Origin of the sequence: Leeia sp. (assembly GCF_041909055.1) — a bacterium.
Lineage (GTDB): Bacteria > Pseudomonadota > Gammaproteobacteria > Burkholderiales > Leeiaceae > Leeia > Leeia aquatica.
In genome coordinates, this window is record NZ_JAYREC010000003.1 from 44,123 (window position 1) to 60,829 (window position 16,707).

General features: G+C 61.5%; 18 protein-coding genes. 12 read left to right on the forward strand and 6 right to left on the reverse strand.

Translation table 11 applies throughout. From position 1 onward, the window contains the following. Window positions 1-180 precede the first annotated feature (180 nt). A complete protein-coding gene (locus tag ACE3O2_RS09050) occupies window positions 181-744 on the forward strand; it encodes a phasin family protein (protein ID WP_374336774.1) in 564 nt (187 codons plus the stop codon). 113 nt (window positions 745-857) lie between these two features. Here ACE3O2_RS09050 and minE read toward each other — a convergent pair whose 3' ends face one another. The 3 genes from minE to minC form a co-directional block, all read right to left on the reverse strand. Further along, a complete protein-coding gene (gene minE, locus ACE3O2_RS09055; RefSeq protein ID WP_374336776.1) occupies window positions 858-1,121 on the reverse strand; it encodes a cell division topological specificity factor MinE in 264 nt (87 codons plus the stop codon). A 2-nt stretch (window positions 1,122-1,123) separates the two neighbouring features. After that, window positions 1,124-1,939, reverse strand: a complete 816-nt coding sequence (minD, locus tag ACE3O2_RS09060) for a septum site-determining protein MinD (RefSeq protein ID WP_374336778.1) — start codon at window positions 1,937-1,939, stop codon at window positions 1,124-1,126. Between the two features lie 83 nt (window positions 1,940-2,022). Then, entirely contained in the window at window positions 2,023-2,781 is a 759-nt protein-coding gene (minC, locus tag ACE3O2_RS09065; RefSeq protein ID WP_374336780.1) for a septum site-determining protein MinC, read from the reverse strand. Window positions 2,782-2,922: 141 nt separating this feature from the next. Between minC and rfaE1 the strand changes: the two genes are divergently transcribed. From rfaE1 to ACE3O2_RS09105, 8 genes are all read left to right on the forward strand, one after another. Next, window positions 2,923-3,864: a D-glycero-beta-D-manno-heptose-7-phosphate kinase gene (rfaE1, locus tag ACE3O2_RS09070; protein ID WP_168877731.1), complete on the forward strand. Its 942-nt coding sequence runs from the start codon at window positions 2,923-2,925 to the stop codon at window positions 3,862-3,864. Between the two features lie 42 nt (window positions 3,865-3,906). Continuing rightward, a complete protein-coding gene (rfaD, locus tag ACE3O2_RS09075; protein WP_374336781.1) occupies window positions 3,907-4,911 on the forward strand; it encodes an ADP-glyceromanno-heptose 6-epimerase in 1,005 nt (334 codons plus the stop codon). Between the two features lie 95 nt (window positions 4,912-5,006). After that, window positions 5,007-5,822, forward strand: coding sequence for an energy transducer TonB (locus ACE3O2_RS09080; RefSeq protein ID WP_374336783.1), 816 nt, complete (start codon window positions 5,007-5,009; stop codon window positions 5,820-5,822). After that, window positions 5,819-6,553 (forward strand): MotA/TolQ/ExbB proton channel family protein, encoded by a 735-nt coding sequence (locus tag ACE3O2_RS09085; protein WP_168877734.1) that lies wholly within the window; start codon window positions 5,819-5,821, stop codon window positions 6,551-6,553. The genes ACE3O2_RS09080 and ACE3O2_RS09085 overlap by 4 nt, the downstream gene beginning before the upstream one ends. A 10-nt stretch (window positions 6,554-6,563) precedes the next feature. Then, complete coding sequence (locus tag ACE3O2_RS09090) at window positions 6,564-6,983, forward strand: ExbD/TolR family protein (protein ID WP_374336785.1); 420 nt, start codon at window positions 6,564-6,566, stop codon at window positions 6,981-6,983. A gap of 101 nt (window positions 6,984-7,084) precedes the next feature. Then, window positions 7,085-7,831, forward strand: coding sequence for a competence/damage-inducible protein A (locus tag ACE3O2_RS09095; protein WP_374336787.1), 747 nt, complete (start codon window positions 7,085-7,087; stop codon window positions 7,829-7,831). Between the two features lie 44 nt (window positions 7,832-7,875). Next, window positions 7,876-9,582 (forward strand): single-stranded-DNA-specific exonuclease RecJ, encoded by a 1,707-nt coding sequence (recJ, locus tag ACE3O2_RS09100; protein WP_374336789.1) that lies wholly within the window; start codon window positions 7,876-7,878, stop codon window positions 9,580-9,582. A gap of 39 nt (window positions 9,583-9,621) precedes the next feature. After that, window positions 9,622-9,927 (forward strand): STAS domain-containing protein, encoded by a 306-nt coding sequence (locus ACE3O2_RS09105; RefSeq protein WP_374336791.1) that lies wholly within the window; start codon window positions 9,622-9,624, stop codon window positions 9,925-9,927. A 199-nt stretch (window positions 9,928-10,126) separates the two neighbouring features. Here ACE3O2_RS09105 and pbpG read toward each other — a convergent pair whose 3' ends face one another. The 3 genes from pbpG to ACE3O2_RS09120 form a co-directional block, all read right to left on the reverse strand. Beyond that, window positions 10,127-11,140: a D-alanyl-D-alanine endopeptidase gene (gene pbpG / locus ACE3O2_RS09110; protein ID WP_374336793.1), complete on the reverse strand. Its 1,014-nt coding sequence runs from the start codon at window positions 11,138-11,140 to the stop codon at window positions 10,127-10,129. Between the two features lie 85 nt (window positions 11,141-11,225). Then, entirely contained in the window at window positions 11,226-13,010 is a 1,785-nt protein-coding gene (locus ACE3O2_RS09115; RefSeq protein WP_168877740.1) for an ABC transporter ATP-binding protein/permease, read from the reverse strand. Window positions 13,011-13,211: 201 nt separating this feature from the next. Next, window positions 13,212-13,808 carry a DUF1287 domain-containing protein gene (locus ACE3O2_RS09120; RefSeq protein ID WP_374336795.1) on the reverse strand — a complete coding sequence of 199 codons (597 nt, stop codon included), beginning with the start codon at window positions 13,806-13,808 and terminating at the stop codon, window positions 13,212-13,214. Between the two features lie 88 nt (window positions 13,809-13,896). Here ACE3O2_RS09120 and ACE3O2_RS09125 point away from each other — a divergent pair, with 88 nt between their 5' ends. The 3 genes from ACE3O2_RS09125 to glcE all read left to right on the forward strand — a co-directional run bounded on the left by ACE3O2_RS09125 (window position 13,897) and on the right by glcE (window position 16,701). Beyond that, entirely contained in the window at window positions 13,897-14,097 is a 201-nt protein-coding gene (locus ACE3O2_RS09125) for a DUF2061 domain-containing protein (protein ID WP_374336797.1), read from the forward strand. Window positions 14,098-14,179: 82 nt separating this feature from the next. Continuing rightward, window positions 14,180-15,643 (forward strand): FAD-linked oxidase C-terminal domain-containing protein, encoded by a 1,464-nt coding sequence (locus ACE3O2_RS09130; RefSeq protein ID WP_374336799.1) that lies wholly within the window; start codon window positions 14,180-14,182, stop codon window positions 15,641-15,643. 2 nt (window positions 15,644-15,645) lie between these two features. Then, entirely contained in the window at window positions 15,646-16,701 is a 1,056-nt protein-coding gene (gene glcE / locus ACE3O2_RS09135) for a glycolate oxidase subunit GlcE (protein ID WP_374336801.1), read from the forward strand. Window positions 16,702-16,707: the final 6 nt, after the last annotated feature.

The window sequence follows — 16,707 nt, forward strand, 5'->3', positions numbered from 1 at the left end:
CAGCGCAACACATTCGTCATGTATTTTTCAGAAAAGTGCTTTATCATCAGCCCACTGCATTATTGTTGCATTGCAAAATAACGCTTGACATTGTTGACCACACCTATACAATTCGAGCAAATATTGCACTGCACAAAGTGCGAACCTTATGACGACCCCCCAACAAGGAAAGGGTGTGACATGTTTAACGCTGTTACTTCGCTGGAACAATGGGTGCAACTGGGCCAAAACCAGTTCGACAAAACCCTGCGCTTCGCCAACATCGGCCTGAATGGTGCCGAGAAACTGGCCCAGCTGCAGCTGAATCTGTCGAAGGATTTTCTGGCTGATCAAGCCCAGCTGTTCAAGTCCCTGTTTGATATCAAAGACGTGCAAGCCCTGCTCGCCTTCCAGGGTAACCTGGCCCAGCCGAGCATGGAAAAGTCGGTTGCTGCTTCGCGCACCGTGTACGAAACCCTGGCCGAGCTGCAAAGCCAGTTCAGCGCTTTCGTAGAAAGCGAAGCCCAGGAAGCCCACAAGCAGTTCACCGGTTCGCTGGATGGTCTGCTGAAGGGTGCGCCGGCGGGTTCCGATGTGGCCGTGGCTGCCATCAAGTCTGCCCTGGCTGCCGCCAGCAACGCTTACGACACCGTGAGCCAAGCTGCCAAGAAGGTCACCACCGATCTGGTGGAAGCCGGTGTCAGCACCGCAGGCGAGACCGCCAAGACCAGCACCACCCGTCGCAAACCGGCTGCCGCTGCCTGATCGGCCCGCAATCGGTAAAGCAACGCCCCGCATTGCGGGGTGTTGTCTTTTGTAGCGCTACCCCATGAAAAACGGCACTCGCAGGTGCCGTTTTTCATGGGGCAAAGCCTGAATCAGCGACTGACTTCCGGCAGCTCGATTTTGACTTCCAGCACATCCAGATTATCCTGGCGCTCCAGATTCACCTTGATGTCATCCGGGTTGATCGACACATACTTGGAAATCACCGCCACCAGCTCGCGCTGCAAGGCAGGCAGATAATCCGGGCTGGCATCGCTGCGACTGCTGCGCTCATGCGCCAGGATGATCTGCAGGCGCTCCTTGGCCACACTGGCCGACTTCTTTTTCTCGCCAAGCAGAAAAGACAGGAAGGACATGCTTACCTCCCGCCGAACAGTCGCTTGAAGAAGCCGGGTTTGACGGCCTCAATAAAGCGCAGCGGCTTGTCTTCACCAAGGAAACGGGCCACCACATCCTTGTAGGCTTCCGATACATCGGAACCATGCATGTGCACCGCTGGCACCCCTTGGTTGGAGGCCTGCAACACCGCCTCCGACTCCGGGATCACCCCGATCAGGTCGATACGCAGGATCTCCTGGATGTCTTCCAGCGACAGCATTTGCCCGTCTTCCACCCGCAGCGGGTTATAGCGGGTAATCAGCAGGTGCTCCTTCACCGGCGGCAGGCCTTCAATGGCACGCTTGGTCTTGGAGCCCAGCATGCCGAGGATGCGGTCGGAATCGCGCACCGACGAGACTTCCGGGTTGGTCACCACCAGCGCTTCATCAGCAAAATGCATGGCCAGCAAGGCACCGGTTTCGATCCCGGCCGGGGAATCACACACGATGTACTCAAAGCCCATGTCGGCCATGTCTTTCAGTACCCGCTCCACCCCCTCTTGCGTCAGGGCATCCTTGTCGCGGGTTTGCGAGGCAGGCAGCACGAACAGATTGTCGCACTGCTTGTCCTTGATCAGCGCCTGGTTGAGATTGGCTTCGTTGTGGATCACGTTAATCAGGTCGTACACCACCCGACGCTCGCAGCCCATGATCAGGTCCAGATTACGCAGGCCGACGTCAAAGTCGATCACCGCTGTCTTGAAGCCACGCAGGGCCAGACCGGAGGCAAAACTGGCGCTGGTGGTGGTCTTGCCCACCCCCCCCTTGCCTGAGGTCACCACGATGATTTTGGCCATCGAATCTTCTTCCTTTCCAGATCAAACATGCAACCCGGCTGCTTGCCCGGTTGCCAGCGCCGGTTCACCCGGCAGGATGCTGCTCACAGGTTGAGCGGCAGCATCACCATTTTTTCACCTTCCAGCCGCACCTGGGCCGGTTTTCCGGCAATGTCCGCAGGCAGCGGCGTTTCCATGGTGCGATAGATACCAGCAATCGAAATCAGTTCCGGCTCCAAGCAGGTGCTGAAAATCCGCGCCTCCGTATTGCCACGCGCACCGGCAATCGCCTTGCCACGCAAGGGCGCATAGACATGAATGCTGCCATCGGCGATCACTTCTGCACCATGGCTCACCATGGCCAGCACCACCAGATCCGCCCCCTTGGCGTAGACCTGCTGGCCGGAACGCAGGGGCTTGTCGACCACCACTGTGGTGGCGGCAGCAGCAGGAACCGGTACCTCACGTACCACTTCCTTCACCACCTCCTTGACCACTTCGCGCACCACCTCCACCGGCTCGCCACGCGGCGCAGTGGTTTCCGGCGCTTCGGTCAGCCCGGCGGCCAGCGCAGCATCCATTTGCGCGTCATTGCCCCCACGCGCCGCCACCGGCACCATCTTGTACTGCTGCAACAGCGGCAGCAGGACTGCAAAATCAGGCACGCCTTCATCACGTACGGCACCCAGATCAATCACCACCGGATCGTGGCTGAAGAAATTGGGGGTTTTACCCAGATGCTCGGCCAGCTCGCGGGCCAGCAAGTCGAGATCGACGCTTTTCAGCACCACTGCGATCAAGGTCAGTGTGGCGCTTTTCAGCTCATACAGCGCAGGTACGTTGGAAGTCGGGGCAAGGGCCATATTGCAATAACGCCTTGAAATAGGCGGAGTTTACCGGCCTGCCCCGCTGGCGACAAGCACTGTGACCCGCTGTGTGTGCTGCGCCGCTGCACCCGCTTTCGCGCTACAATTCTTCTTTTGACGTACTCAAGCAGGATACGCATGACTGTGCAAGCAGCCGCACTGCGCGAACGGTTGAAATCGGCGCGCGTTCTGGTGGTTGGCGACGTGATGCTGGACCGCTACTGGTTCGGCGACGTCAACCGCATTTCGCCGGAGGCCCCGGTACCGGTGGTCAAGGTGGACCGCAGCGAAGAGCGCCCCGGTGGGGCGGCCAATGTGGCGCGCAATATTGCCGCACTGGGCGGCAAGGTCAGCCTGCTCTCCGTAGCGGGAGATGATGAACCCGCCAGCACCCTGCAGCGCCTGCTGCTGGAAGAAGGGGTGGATACCAGCCTGCTGCGCGACCGCGACTTTGTCACCACCGTCAAACTGCGGGTGATCGGTCGCCAGCAACAGCTGCTGCGCATCGACTTTGAAACCCAGCCCAGCCACGAGATCTTGGCCGCCAAGCTGGCCGATTTTGAAGCGCGCCTGCCCAAGCACGATGTGGTAATTCTGTCGGACTATGGCAAGGGTGGCCTCGCCCACATCCAGCAGATGATCCAGACCGCCCGCGCCGCAGGCAAGCCGGTGCTGGTCGATCCCAAAGGCTCGGACTGGCAACGCTACCACGGCGCCAGCCTGATTACCCCCAACCGCAGCGAATTCCGCGAAGTGGCAGGCAGCTGGCAGAACGAGGCCGAGCTGACCCACAAGGCGCGTGAAGTGCGGCAGCGCTTCGGGCTGGATGCGCTGCTGGTCACCCGTAGCGAAGAAGGCATGACCCTGTTCGGCGCCGATCAAAGCTGGCATCAGCAAACGGTGGCGCGCGAAGTGTTCGACGTGACCGGCGCTGGGGATACCGTGATTGGCACCCTGGGCTTGATGCTGGCGGCAGGCCAACCGCTGCCAGACGCCGTGGAGTGGGCCAATCGCGCTGCAGGCATCGTGGTGGGCAAGCTGGGCACTGCAGTCGCACTGCCGGATGAATTGTTTGCCTGACAGGCACGACGGGCAGTCACTGCCCATGGAAAGGATGCAAATATGTATGTGGTTACCGGGGCAGCAGGCTTTATTGGCTCCAATCTGGTCAAGGCCCTCAATGAGCGTGGCATTACAGACATTCTGGCGGTCGATCACCTGAAGGAAGGCGACAAATTCCGCAATCTGGTGGACTGCGACATTGCCGATTACCTGGACCGTGATGACTTCATCAGCCTGATTGCGGATGGCAGCCTGGATGAGCAACTCACCGCCATCCTGCACCAGGGCGCGTGCTCCGACACCATGGAGCACGACGGCCAGTACATGATGGAGAACAACTACCGCTACTCGCTGCACCTGCTGGACTTCTGCCAGCAGGAAGAGATCCCCTTCATCTATGCCTCCAGTGCGGCGGTTTACGGTGCAACCACCACTTTCCGCGAAGACCGCGAGTTTGAAGGCCCGCTGAACGTCTACGGCTACTCCAAATTCCTGTTTGACCAGGTGGTACGTCGCCGCATGGAGGAACTCACTGCACCGGTAGTCGGCCTGCGCTACTTCAATGTGTATGGCCCGCGCGAGCAGCACAAAGGCCGCATGGCGTCCGTCGCCTTCCATCTGTACAACCAGTACTGGGCAAACGGCAAGATCAAGCTGTTTGAAGGCAATGATGGCTACGCCGATGGCGAGCAATTGCGTGATTTCATCTCGGTGGAAGACGTGGTGAAGGTGAACCTGCACTTTCTGGATCACCCGGAAGTGGGCGGCATCTTCAACTGTGGCACCGGTCGGGCGCAGAGCTTCAATGATGTCGCCGTGGCGGTTGCCAATGCCTGCCGCGAAGCCGAGGGCAAACCGGCACTGCCGCTCGGCGAGCTGGTGGCGCAAGGCATCCTGGAATACATTGCCTTCCCCGATGCCCTGAAGGGCAAGTACCAGAGCTTCACCGAGGCCGATACCGTACTGCTGCGTGAAGCCGGTTATGAGGGCGAATTCCTGACTGTGCAGGAAGGCGTGCAGCGCTATGTGCAAGCTCGCTTGCAGGCGGACGGCCGTACTCGCTGAGTTCGATCCGGCAGGCAGGCCGCGTTAAGCGGCCTGTTTTTTTTTGGGCAAGATATGCGATTGATAAGGTTAACAAAAACCATTATCATTTAAGCATGAATGCCAGCCTTGCCCTGACCGCACCCCGTCTGCCTACCCTGCCAGGGTGGCGCAGACCGGCACTGCTGGCCCTTTTGATCAGCTTGCATGCGGCCCTGCTGTATGGCATGTCCCGGCTCACGGTCGCACACCCGGCAACCTCACCTGCCAGTGTGATGATGGTCAGTCTGGTCGAAGATCCGCCCAACCCAGCCACACCCGCGCCGCCCCTTGCCGCCGCCCCCGCCATCACCCCGGCAGCGGCCCCGCAGGTCAAGCATCCGCCCACACCACGCCCTACGGCCACTACGCCAGTTGCTCGCCCGGAGCCCGTTTCCCCGGTCGTGCCACCCACTCGTATCACCCCGGACCCTGCCGCACCAGCACCCGCCACGCCTCCGGCTGCGTCGCCCGCGCCGGAGAGTGCGCCTGCTGCCACCGCAGTGGCCAAACCCGCCACACCACCCACCACTGGCCCCGCCCCAGGCTCGGCAGCAGGCAACAACCGCAGCAGTGAGGACGATACCCCTGGGCCGCGGCTGGTCAGTGGGGTGGCCTACCTGCGCGAACCTGCACCAGAATTCCCGGCGGCCTCGCGCCGACTGGGGGAGCAAGGCACCGTCATGGTCAAGGTGCTGGTGGATGAGCAAGGCCACGCCGCCGAAGTGCAGATTCACCGTTCCTCCGGCTTCAACCGCCTGGACCGTGCCGCCAGTCGCGCGGTAGCCCAGGCTGTGTTCCGCCCCTATAGCATCAATGGTCGCGCCCAGTCAGCGTGGACCATCGTTCCCATTCATTTCAAGCTGGAAGCAGCAGAAGAGGTCAGCTCATGAACACTCCGGAAACCGGCATCTTGCATTTTCTCTCCCAGGCCGATGCGGTGGGGCACACCCTGCTGGCGGTCTTGCTGCTGATGTCGGTGGGCAGCTGGTATGTGGTGCTGATGAAACTGTGGCAGACCTGGCAGGAGCGTCAGCTCGCGCAGCAATTCCTGGAACGCTTCTGGGCGGCACCCTCACTGGATGAAGTTGCTCGCACGCTGGAGCAGGCACCAGCGCGTGACAGCTTTACCCTGATGACCCAGCACGCATTGCATGCCCGCAGCCAGCACAAACGCCATGGCGCGACCCGCCTGGCGGAGGCAGGCTCGCTGGGGGACTATCTGACCCGTACGCTGCGCAAGTCCATCGACGAAGAAACCGCGCGTATGGAAAACGGCCTGACCCTGCTCGCCTCCGTCGGCGCCACGGCACCGTTTGTGGGCCTGTTCGGCACGGTGTGGGGGGTGTACCGGGCGTTGGTGTCCATCGGCAGCAGCGGCATGGTGGGGCTGGAGCAAGTGGCGGGACCGGTGGGTGAAGCGCTGATCATGACCGGCATCGGGCTGGGTGTCGCCATCCCCGCTGTACTCGCCTACAACGCCCTGACCCGGCGTAACCGGGTGCTGCAGGCACGGCTGGATTCCTTTGCCTACGACCTTTTCAATTTCATGGTCAGCGGCGAGCCGGTGCGGGCACCGGCAACCCCGCATCCTGAGCTGAAACTGGTTGCCGGTCAGGCCTGAGGAGTTAGCCATGGCATTTGGACGATTTGGCGGGCACGCGCAAGGCCCACAGGCTGAGATCAATATGGTGCCACTGATCGACGTGATGCTGGTACTGCTGGTGATCTTCATGCTGTCTGCCCCGCTGATGACCCATGCCGTACGGTTGTCCCTGCCGAACGCACAATCCAGTGCCACGCCCCCCGAGCCCGCCAAGGTGGAATTGTCGCTGGATGCGCAGGGGCAGCTGTTCTGGGATGGTGCGCAGATTCCGCGCGAGCAGTTAGGCCTTCGCCTGCAGCAGCTGGCCCGGCAGCAACCGCAACCGGCGTTGCACCTGCGCGCGGACCAGTCTACCCGCTACCAGGCGCTGGCCGACATCATGGCCGAAGCCTCACGCCAGGGCGTGAAGCAAATCGGCTTCATCAGCGACCCGCATCCAGCCCCTTGAAGGCATCACCGCACTGCTGCTCACCTGAACGACACCCAAGTCCTGACAGCGGCCCGCGTCATGCGCTAAGCTATGCCGTCTTGCCTTGAACGAGCTTTACCATGCCTGCCATCGGTGCCTACATCATTGGTGACGAGATTCTGTCCGGTCGCCGCCAGGACAAACACCTCACTGCGCTGATCGACATCTTGAGCGAGCGGGGGCTGCAGCTGGGCTGGTGCCAGTATCTGGGTGATGACCGGGAGCAACAGGCGGCCGCCTATGCCCGCTCCCTGCAAACCGATGACATCGTGTTCTCCTTCGGCGGCATCGGTGCCACGCCGGATGACCAGAGCCGGCAGGCTTTTGCGCTGGCGGCAGGTGTGCCTTTGTTGCAGCACCCGGAAGGTATCCGCGAGCTGGAGGCCCAGTTTGGTGCAGAAGCCTGGCCCAACCGGGTTCGCATGGTCGAATTCCCACAAGGCGCACGACTGATTCCCAACCCCGTCAACCGGGTGCCGGGCTTTTCCTGGCAACATCACCATTTTGTGCCCGGTTTCCCCAATATGGCCTGGCCCATGGTGCGCTGGGTACTGGCACAGGTGTACCCTGACCTGCACGCCCCTCGGCAGCAAACCCGCAGTTTCCTCTGCCATGACGCGCGCGAAAGCGTGCTGCTGCCGCTGATGGAGCAGTTTGTCGCCCACTACCCGGCTCTACGGCTCTCCAGCCTGCCTCATAGCATCGACCCGCAGCAGCCCAAGCCACCGGTCATCGAGTTTGGCGTCACCGGTCCTGCTGCCGAGGCCGACACCGCTTGCGAGTGGCTCAAGGCCGCCTTGCGCGCCGACGGTTACCACCTGAGCTAAGCCGACACAAGCAACCCACAGGCATCTGCCGTACAATGCCGCCCATGCAACTCATCGACCGCCCCATTCCCGGCGACGCCCTGCAGCGTCTGCTGGCTGCCCGCATTCCGCCCGCACTGGCTCGGCTATACGCCGCCCGCGGCGTGACCCAGCTGGAACAGCTCGACTATCGACTGCAACAACTGCCGGACTTTACCCGCATGAAGGGGGCTGCAGCCGCAGGGCAATTGCTGGCAGACTGTCTGCAGCAAGGCAAACGCATCCTCATCATTGCCGACTATGATGCCGATGGTGCCACCGCCTGCGCGGTGGCGGTGCGTGGCTTGCGCATGCTGGGGGGCATCGTCGATTTTCTGGTGCCCAACCGTTTCGAATATGGTTACGGCTTGACCCCCGAAATCGTTGAACTGGCCGCCGAGCGCCTGCCGGATCTGCTGGTGACCGTCGATAACGGCATCGCCAGTCTGGACGGCGTGGCCGCCGCTCAGGCACGCGGGTTGCCCGTACTGATTACCGATCATCACTTGCCGGGGCCACAGCTGCCGGAAGCGGCGGCCATCGTCAACCCCAACCAGCCCGGTTGTGACTTCCCCAGCAAGGCCATGGCGGGCGTTGGGGTGATGTTCTATGTGCTGCTCGCCACCCGCGCCGCCCTGCGCGAACGCGGGCACTTCACCCCGGAGAATCAACCGAATCTGGCCACCCTGCTGGACTTGGTGGCACTCGGCACGGTTGCCGATGTGGTGCCACTGGATGCGCTTAACCGCTGCCTTGTTTATCAAGGCCTGCGCCGTATGCGTGCGGGCCAGGCCTGCAGCGGCATCCGGGCTCTGGCGGAGGCCGCCGGACGCTCGCTGGACTTTGCCGGACACTATGAGCTGGGCTTTGTGCTGGGACCGCGCCTGAACGCCGCCGGTCGCCTGGAGGACATGACGATTGGCATCCAGTGTCTGCTATCTGACGACCCGGCGCAGACCCGCCGCTGGGCAAGTGAACTGGAGCAATTGAACCAGGCACGCAAGGACATTGAAGCCGACATGCAGGAGGTGGCGCTGAACCGGGTCGATCTGGAACAGCTCGGCCAACAGCACAGCATCGTGCTGTATGACCGCGACTGGCATCAGGGTGTGGTGGGCCTGCTGGCTGGCCGACTGAAAGAGCGCTTTCACCGTCCGACACTGGTATTTGCACGCGGGCAGGATGGCCTGCTCAAAGGCTCGGGACGCTCGATCGCGGGCTTCCATCTGCGCGACGCGCTGGACTGGGTCAGCAAGCAGCATCCCGACTTGCTGCACAAGTTTGGCGGGCATGCGGCGGCGGCAGGTCTCACCCTGGCGGAAGCGGACTTTCCCCGCTTTGCAGCGTGCTTTGAAGACGTTGCCCAGCAGTGGCTGCAGCCCGCCCAGTTGCAACGCCAACTGGAAACCGATGGCACACTACCGCCTCATGAATTGACTCTGCCACTGGCGGAAGCGCTGGAATCGCAAGTCTGGGGGCAGGGCTTTGCCGAGCCCGTTTACCGTGGGTATTTCCGGGTCAGCAGCCAGCGGGTGGTGGGTGAACGCCACCTCAAGCTGCAACTGACCAGTGCCGACGGTCAGGCTTTTGATGCCATCCTGTTCAATCAGGTAGACTTCCTGCCCGACCGTATCAGCATTGCCTATCGCATCAGCATCAACCGCTATGCCGGGCGCAGCCGCCTGCAATTGGTGGTGCAGCAGTGGCAATCCGCTGAATCCATGCCACAATAAGAGTGAAGCACATTATCTGCAATGCCCCCGGAGCCGCCCATGCATATCGAAGTTCAGACCCAAGGCGATACTGCCACCCTGCACCTGTCTGGTCGTTTTGACTTCAGTGCACACCGTGATTTCCGTGAAGCCTATCAGGCGCCGCTCGAACTGGCTGATTGCAAACAGCTGACAATTGATTTCTCACAGGTGGAGTATGTCGACAGCTCAGCCTTGGGCATGTTGTTGCTGTTGAAGGAAAAAGCGGCGGTCAGTGGCAAGAGCGTGGTGCTGTCCAACTGTACCGGCTTTGTACTGGAAGTGTTCCAGGTGGTGAATTTCCAGCAGCTCTTCCAGATGATCTGATGTACGCAGCTGATGCCAGAGGGCGCGACTGTGCCGGTAGTGGCATATTTGAAAACAATTCTCATTTAAAATACAATAAGGCCTCCACTACGGGAGGCCTTATGCATCTTATTCAAGCATTGCTATGGTTGGCAGGCTTGCGTCGCGCCCAGCCCGCCAACGACCGCCGCTAAACCGCGCCTGCCTCGGGGTGAAGCACTTAGCTGCGCGGTGCCTGCGGTTTGACCAGTGCTACTTTCTGATGCAGGGCAGCCGGATTACGCTCCAGCCAGCGCCGGACCCGGATCGCATCGCCTACGCGGGTCATGCGCCCAGCCGAATCCAGCAGAATCATCACCACTGGCGTACGGTCGATACGGGCTTTGAGCACCAGACACTTGCCCGCCTCATTGGTGAACCCCGTCTTGCTGAGGTCGATGTCCCACTGCGTGTCGCGCACCAGCGGGTTGGTGTTGCCAAACTGGCGTACCCGCCCTCCCGCCAGCGGATTCAGCACATAGCTCTCGGTTGTCGTGTACTGGCGGATCAGCGGATAGCGTGCGGCAGCGTCCACCAATTTGACCAGATCCTCAGCCGTGGAGACATTGCCGTTACCCAGCCCGCTGGAATCCACAAAGTGGGTGTTCACCATGCCCAGGCTACGTGCCTTGCGGTTCATGCGTGCCACAAAGGCCTCGGTACCCCCCGGATAGGTGCGTGCCAGCAACGCTGCCGCCCGGTTTTCGGATGACATCAGAGCGAGTCGCAACATGTCTTCCCGGCTGGCGGTGGTCCCTACCATCAGGTGTGAGCTGCTATGCCGCAACTGGTCGACATCGTCTTCTTCCACCGTCACCGGCATGTCCAGAGCCAGATGGGCATCCAGCACCACAACCGCCGTCATCAGCTTGGTCAGCGAGGCAATGGGCACCCGCACTTTGGCGTTGCGCTGATAAATGACTGCGCCAGTATCGGCGTGCTGGATCAGTACGGCGGAGGAGCGCAGCTCATCCAGCGAGCTGATCAGGGTGTCCTCGCTCTCGGCCATGGCCTCGGTCGGCAGCCGTGCGTCCAGACTGACGGCCTGCGCCTTGCCCGGCAGGGTCACACTGACGCGGTGACCCGGTTTCTGCCGGGTAGCCGGTTTGACATCACGTGCGGCGACCGGCAGGGTCAACACCCCACCCAGCAGGCCCAACAGCAGCAATCGGGGGAAGGTCAAGCGTGCATCCATGGCTCGCCCCTCTCTATTTCAGTATTCTCAATACAATAAAAATAAACAAAATGAAGGGTTTATACAAGTATTTTTATGTAACACATCACGATTCAACTTGCTGCTGCAGCGCCCACATGCGCGCATAAGTGCCTGATTGGTCGAGCAATTCACTGTGTGTACCCTGCTCGATGATGCGCCCGCCTTCCATCACCAGAATGGTATCTGCATGCACGATGGTGGACAGCCGGTGCGCCACGATCAAGGTGGTACGGTTGCTGGCGATCTGCCGCAGCTCCTCCTGGATGGCCTGCTCGGTACGCGAATCCAGTGCGGAAGTGGCCTCATCCAGCACCAGGATGGGCGGATTCTTGAGGATGGTGCGCGCAATCGCCACCCGCTGCTTCTCGCCGCCGGAGAGCTTGAGGCCCCGCTCACCCACCAGCGTGTCATAGCCATCCGGCAAGCTGCTGACAAAATCATGAATATGGGCGGCGCGCGCCGCTTCAATCACCTCTTCCCGGCTGGCGTCGGGACGACCATACGCGATGTTGTAATAGATACTGTCGTTGAACAGCACCGTATCCTGCGGCACGATGCCGATATGGCGGCGCAAGCTTTCCTGGCTCAGGCTACGGATGTCCTCGCCATTGATGCAAACTCGCCCCTGCTGCACATCATAGAAACGGAATAACAGGCGGGAGAGCGTCGATTTGCCTGCGCCACTGGTACCCACCACCGCTACCGTTCGCCCAGCGGGAATGCTGAAACTCACGTCATGCAGAATGGGACGTTTTTCTTCATAGGCAAAGGCCACTTGCTCGAAGCTGACCGTTACCTCCCGGCTGTTCAGGGCTCGCGCGTCAGGCGCATCCTCCACCTCGCGCGGCTCGCCCATCAGGTCGAACATTTTTTCCATGTCGGCCAGGGAGTGCTTGATTTCCCGGTAGACAAAGCCCAGAAAGTTAAGCGGGATATAGAGCTGAATCATGAAGGCGTTGACCAGTACCAGATCCCCCAGCGTCATGGTCTTGTTCACCACACCGCGTGCGGCCAGCCACATCAGCACGGTGACGCCCGTGGCAATGATCAGCGCCTGCCCGGCATTCAGGAAGGCCAGCGACACCTGATTCTTGACGGCAGCCCGCTCCCACACCTGCAGGTTCTGGTCGTAACGGCGAGACTCATAGGCCTCATTGCCAAAGTACTTCACCGTTTCATAGTTGATCAGCGCGTCAATGGCCTTGCTGTTGGCCTTGGAATCCATGTCGTTCATGGTGCGGCGGAACACCATGCGCCATTCGGTCACCCCCAGGGTGAAGGCGATGTAGATGGCCAGCGAGGTAAACGTAACAATGGTGAACCAGATGTCGTAGCGACTGAGCAGCACGCCAGCCACCAGCACGATTTCCACCAGCGTCGGGATGATGTTGAACAGCATGAAGTTGAGCAGGAAGGCAATGCCACGGGTACCACGCTCAATGTCCCGGCTCATGCCACCGGTTTGCCGCTCCAGATGAAAGCGCAATGAGAGCCGGTGCAGGTGTTCAAACACCTGCAAGGCGATGCGCCGGATCGCCCCCTGTGTCACCTTGGCAAACACGGCGTCACGCATTTCCCCCAGGCTGCTTGAAGCAAACCGCAGCAAGCCATAAGCAATGATGGCCCCCAGTGGAATCAGCAAGGCCACTTGCCCGGGAGCATGCTCGAAATGGTCAACCACGGCCTTGAGCATCAACGGCACCGCCACGTTGGCAACTTTGGCCAGCAGCAGGAACAGCATGGCCAGCATCACACGACCCCGGTATTGCCACAGGTATGGCAACAGGGTTTTCAGGGTATGCCAGTCGTTACGGCGTGCCGGGGCGGGGCCGGTATGGGAAATGCGCATGTGGAGCTTCCAGTGGAGCGTGGCGGGAGATCGGGTATGATCTCATGCAGATGGGGGCATCGGCGCGCCCTGCAAGGCAAACCTGCACAAAAAAGGGATACAGGATGGGCTGGCTGCTGCTGGAGGCCGCAATTGCGGTGGGTTTACTGGTCGGGATTGTCTGGTGGACCTGGCCACCTCAGAAATAAACGTGCGGCAAGCTCAACGCGCCAGCCGCCAGCGGTAATGGCCGGTGATGGTGTCCTGAAACAGATAGTCTTCTTCACGCGCGCCAAAGCCGATGTTGTGGATCACCAAAGGACGGCCACTGGCAGACTTGCGGTCACTGACCAGCATGATGTGTGGGCGGCCATTGGCCAGACGTACCGTCACGATATCCCCGGCCTGATAATCCGCATTCTGCTCACTCACCGGCAAGGCCATGCCTTTGTGCTGGAAAAACACCTGCAGATTGGGTACCCGGCGGTGGTCGATATTGGCATCGGGGCCGTTGCCGCCCCAGAGCTTGGGATACGTCGCCCAGCGCTGCCGCATGTCCTTATGCACCTGCTGCTGCAGGTCAACCTGGTAAGCGCGCCGTAGCGCACGGATCACCACGTCCGTACATACCCCCTGCAGGATCGGCACATCACCATTCGGATAAGCCAGCGGCTGGTAGCGCGGGTCATAGATCAGGGTCTTGCCCACTTGCGTACGGGCCGCCTGCACCAGCGCCGGACTGGCGGCATGGGCATGCCATGCCAGCCCCCAGCTCAGGCAAACGACCACCACCAGGCGAATTACCGAAAATTTAGTCATTAGCTATTTATTTCATAAAAACAATCAAATTTACCAATCAAGGCACTGTGCGCACAATTAGCACCAAGATCGACACAGGAGCACCATCATGGCCAAAAGTGCAGCGTTTGGGCTGGTCCACGTCGGCACCGCTTTTGGGGTGACCTATGCGATGACTGGCAATCTGGCGGTCAGTGGTGCGGTGACGTTTGTCGAACCCGCCGTCAACACCGTGGTACATTATTTTTTTGATCGGGCATGGGATCGTAAAGTTCATCCCGCCAGCCCGTCGACCGCGATGACACCCTGAGCCTGGCATTGCGGGTTTTCCCCAGCTTGTCCGGCGCGTCAGACCGGCGCAAGCTGGCTGCATTGGAAATCACCCGCCCACCATGCCAGCCCTGACCACTGACCTGTTCCTGCATGATCTGGCCGCCAGCCTGCCGGTTGACGCTCGGGTAGTGGATCGTGAGCGGATGCGCGTTTTCGAATGCGACGCCTTGTCGGCTTATCAGCAATTGCCCCTGGCCGTCGTCTTGCCCGCTGATGAAGCGCAACTGCTGCACACGCTGGCGCTATGCCGCCAGTATCGTGTTCCGGTGGTCGCCCGCGGTGCGGGTACCGGCCTCTCCGGCGGGGCCTTGCCGGTGGCCGGTGGCGTCCTGCTGTCGCTCTCCCGCATGAACCGCCTGCTGGAACTCGACCCGCTGGCCCGTACCGCCCGGCTGCAGCCCGGCGTTCGCAACCTGGCCATCTCGGAAGCCGCTGCGCCGCATGGCCTGTACTACGCACCCGACCCGTCCAGCCAGATTGCCTGCAGCATTGGCGGCAATGTGGCCGAGAATGCGGGCGGCGTGCATTGCCTCAAATACGGTCTGACCGTCCACAATCTACTGGCCTTGCGGGTGGTCACCATGGACGGCGAAGTCCTCAGCCTGGGTGGCACGGCGCCCGACGCGCCGGGGCTGGACCTGCTGCCGCTGCTGACTGGCAGCGAAGGCCTGCTGGGCTTTATCACTGAAGTCACAGTGCGTTTGCTCCCCAAACCACCACTGGCCAGGGTCATCATGGCGGCCTTTCCGACGGTGGACCGGGCGGCCGATGCCGTGGCGCAGCTGATTGCAAGCGGCCTCATCCCGGCCGCCGTAGAGATGATGGACCGGGCGACCGTACAGGCGGTCACCCCGCTGGTCGGCCCGATCTACCCCACCGATGCCGCCGCCGTGCTGCTGGTTGAGGCCGATGGCAGCGAGGCGGAGGTGGCGGGGGATATTGAGCGCATGCTGCGCGTCTTGCAGGAGCGTGGCGCGTCACAACTCACGGTATCTGACAGCGAGGCCGAGCGCCTGCAGCTGTGGGCCGGACGCAAGGCAGCTTTCCCGGCTGCAGCCCGTCTGGCTCCGGACTATTACTGCATGGATGGCAGCATCCCGCGCCAACAGCTGGGGCGTATCTTGCAGGAAATCGAGGCCCTGTCTGCCGAGTTTGGACTGCCTTGCATCAACGTCTTTCACGCCGGGGACGGTAACCTGCACCCCCTGATCCTGTTTGATGCCAACGCGCCCGGCCAGTTTGAACGCACCGAAGCCTTTGGCGCTCGCATTCTGGAAGCCTGTGTCGCGCTGGGTGGCGCCATCACCGGCGAGCATGGTGTGGGCGTGGAAAAAATCCAGTCCATGTGTGTGCAGTTCTCCCGCGCAGAGCTGACCTGCTTCCATCAGCTGAAGCAGGCTTTTGATCCGCAGGGTCTGCTCAACCCCGGCAAGGCGATCCCGGAGCTGCACCGCTGCGCCGAGCATGGCCGCCTGCATGTGCATGGCGGGCAACTGCCCTTTCCTGACTTACCCCGGTTCTGATCATGCTGGATACCCTGCAAGCACAAGTCCGCCAAGCCTGTCATGCCGGCCAACCGCTAGCCATCCGTGGTGGCGGCAGTCATGCCGGGCAGCTGCCTGCACCCGGCCCCGGCCCCACCCTGCAGGTCAGCGACTATCAGGGCATCGTCCAGCACGATCCAGCGGAGCTAGTCATTACCGTGCGGGCGGGCACCCCGATCGCTGTGGTGAACGCCCATCTGGCGCAGCACCAGCAGATGCTGGCGCATGAGCCGCCTGAGCATGACGGGCAAGCCACTGTCGGCGGCATGGTCGCCACCGCCGACGCCGGTCCGCGACGTGCCTACCGGGGGCCGGTGCGTGATCAACTGCTGGGGGCGCAGTTGATTGATGGGCAGGGTGAGCTGCTGCGTTTTGGCGGGCGGGTCATGAAAAATGTGGCGGGCTTCGATGTCAGCCGCATGCTGGCAGGCAGCAGGGGCAGCCTCGGTGTCCTCACCGAGCTGACCTTTCGCGTGTGGCCGCTGCCGGAGGAGGAACGCACGCTGGTGTTTGCCGCACATGAGCAAGAAGCCATCACCTGGCTGAACCAGTGGGCCGGGCAGCCGCTACCCGTGTCGGGTAGCGGCTGGCAGGATGGCCAGCTCTGGATACGCCTGTCCGGCCACTCGGCCAGTGTGACAGCGGCCCACCGCCTGCTGGGGGGCGGTCTGGACGAGGCGCCCCCTTGGTCAGCGCTGCGTGAGCAGCACTTTGCCCGTCAAACCCTGAATACCGGCGAGGCCCTCTGGCGCTTGAGTGTGCCGCCTACTGCGCCACCCTTGGCACTGCCCGGCCTGACACTGCTGGAATGGGGCGGTGGTCTGCGCTGGCTGAAAGCCCCCTTGAGTACCGAAGCGATCATCCGGCAACGGGTGCAGGCACTCGGCGGCCATTGCCAGTGCTGGCGCGCGGAAGGCGCACCACAACAGGTGTTTGATCCGCTACCTGCCCCACTGCTGGCACTGCAGCAACGCATCAAAGCCCGGTTCGATCCTGCAGGCGTGTTCAACCCCAGCGTGTTTTACCCGACCCTCTAGGCCGAT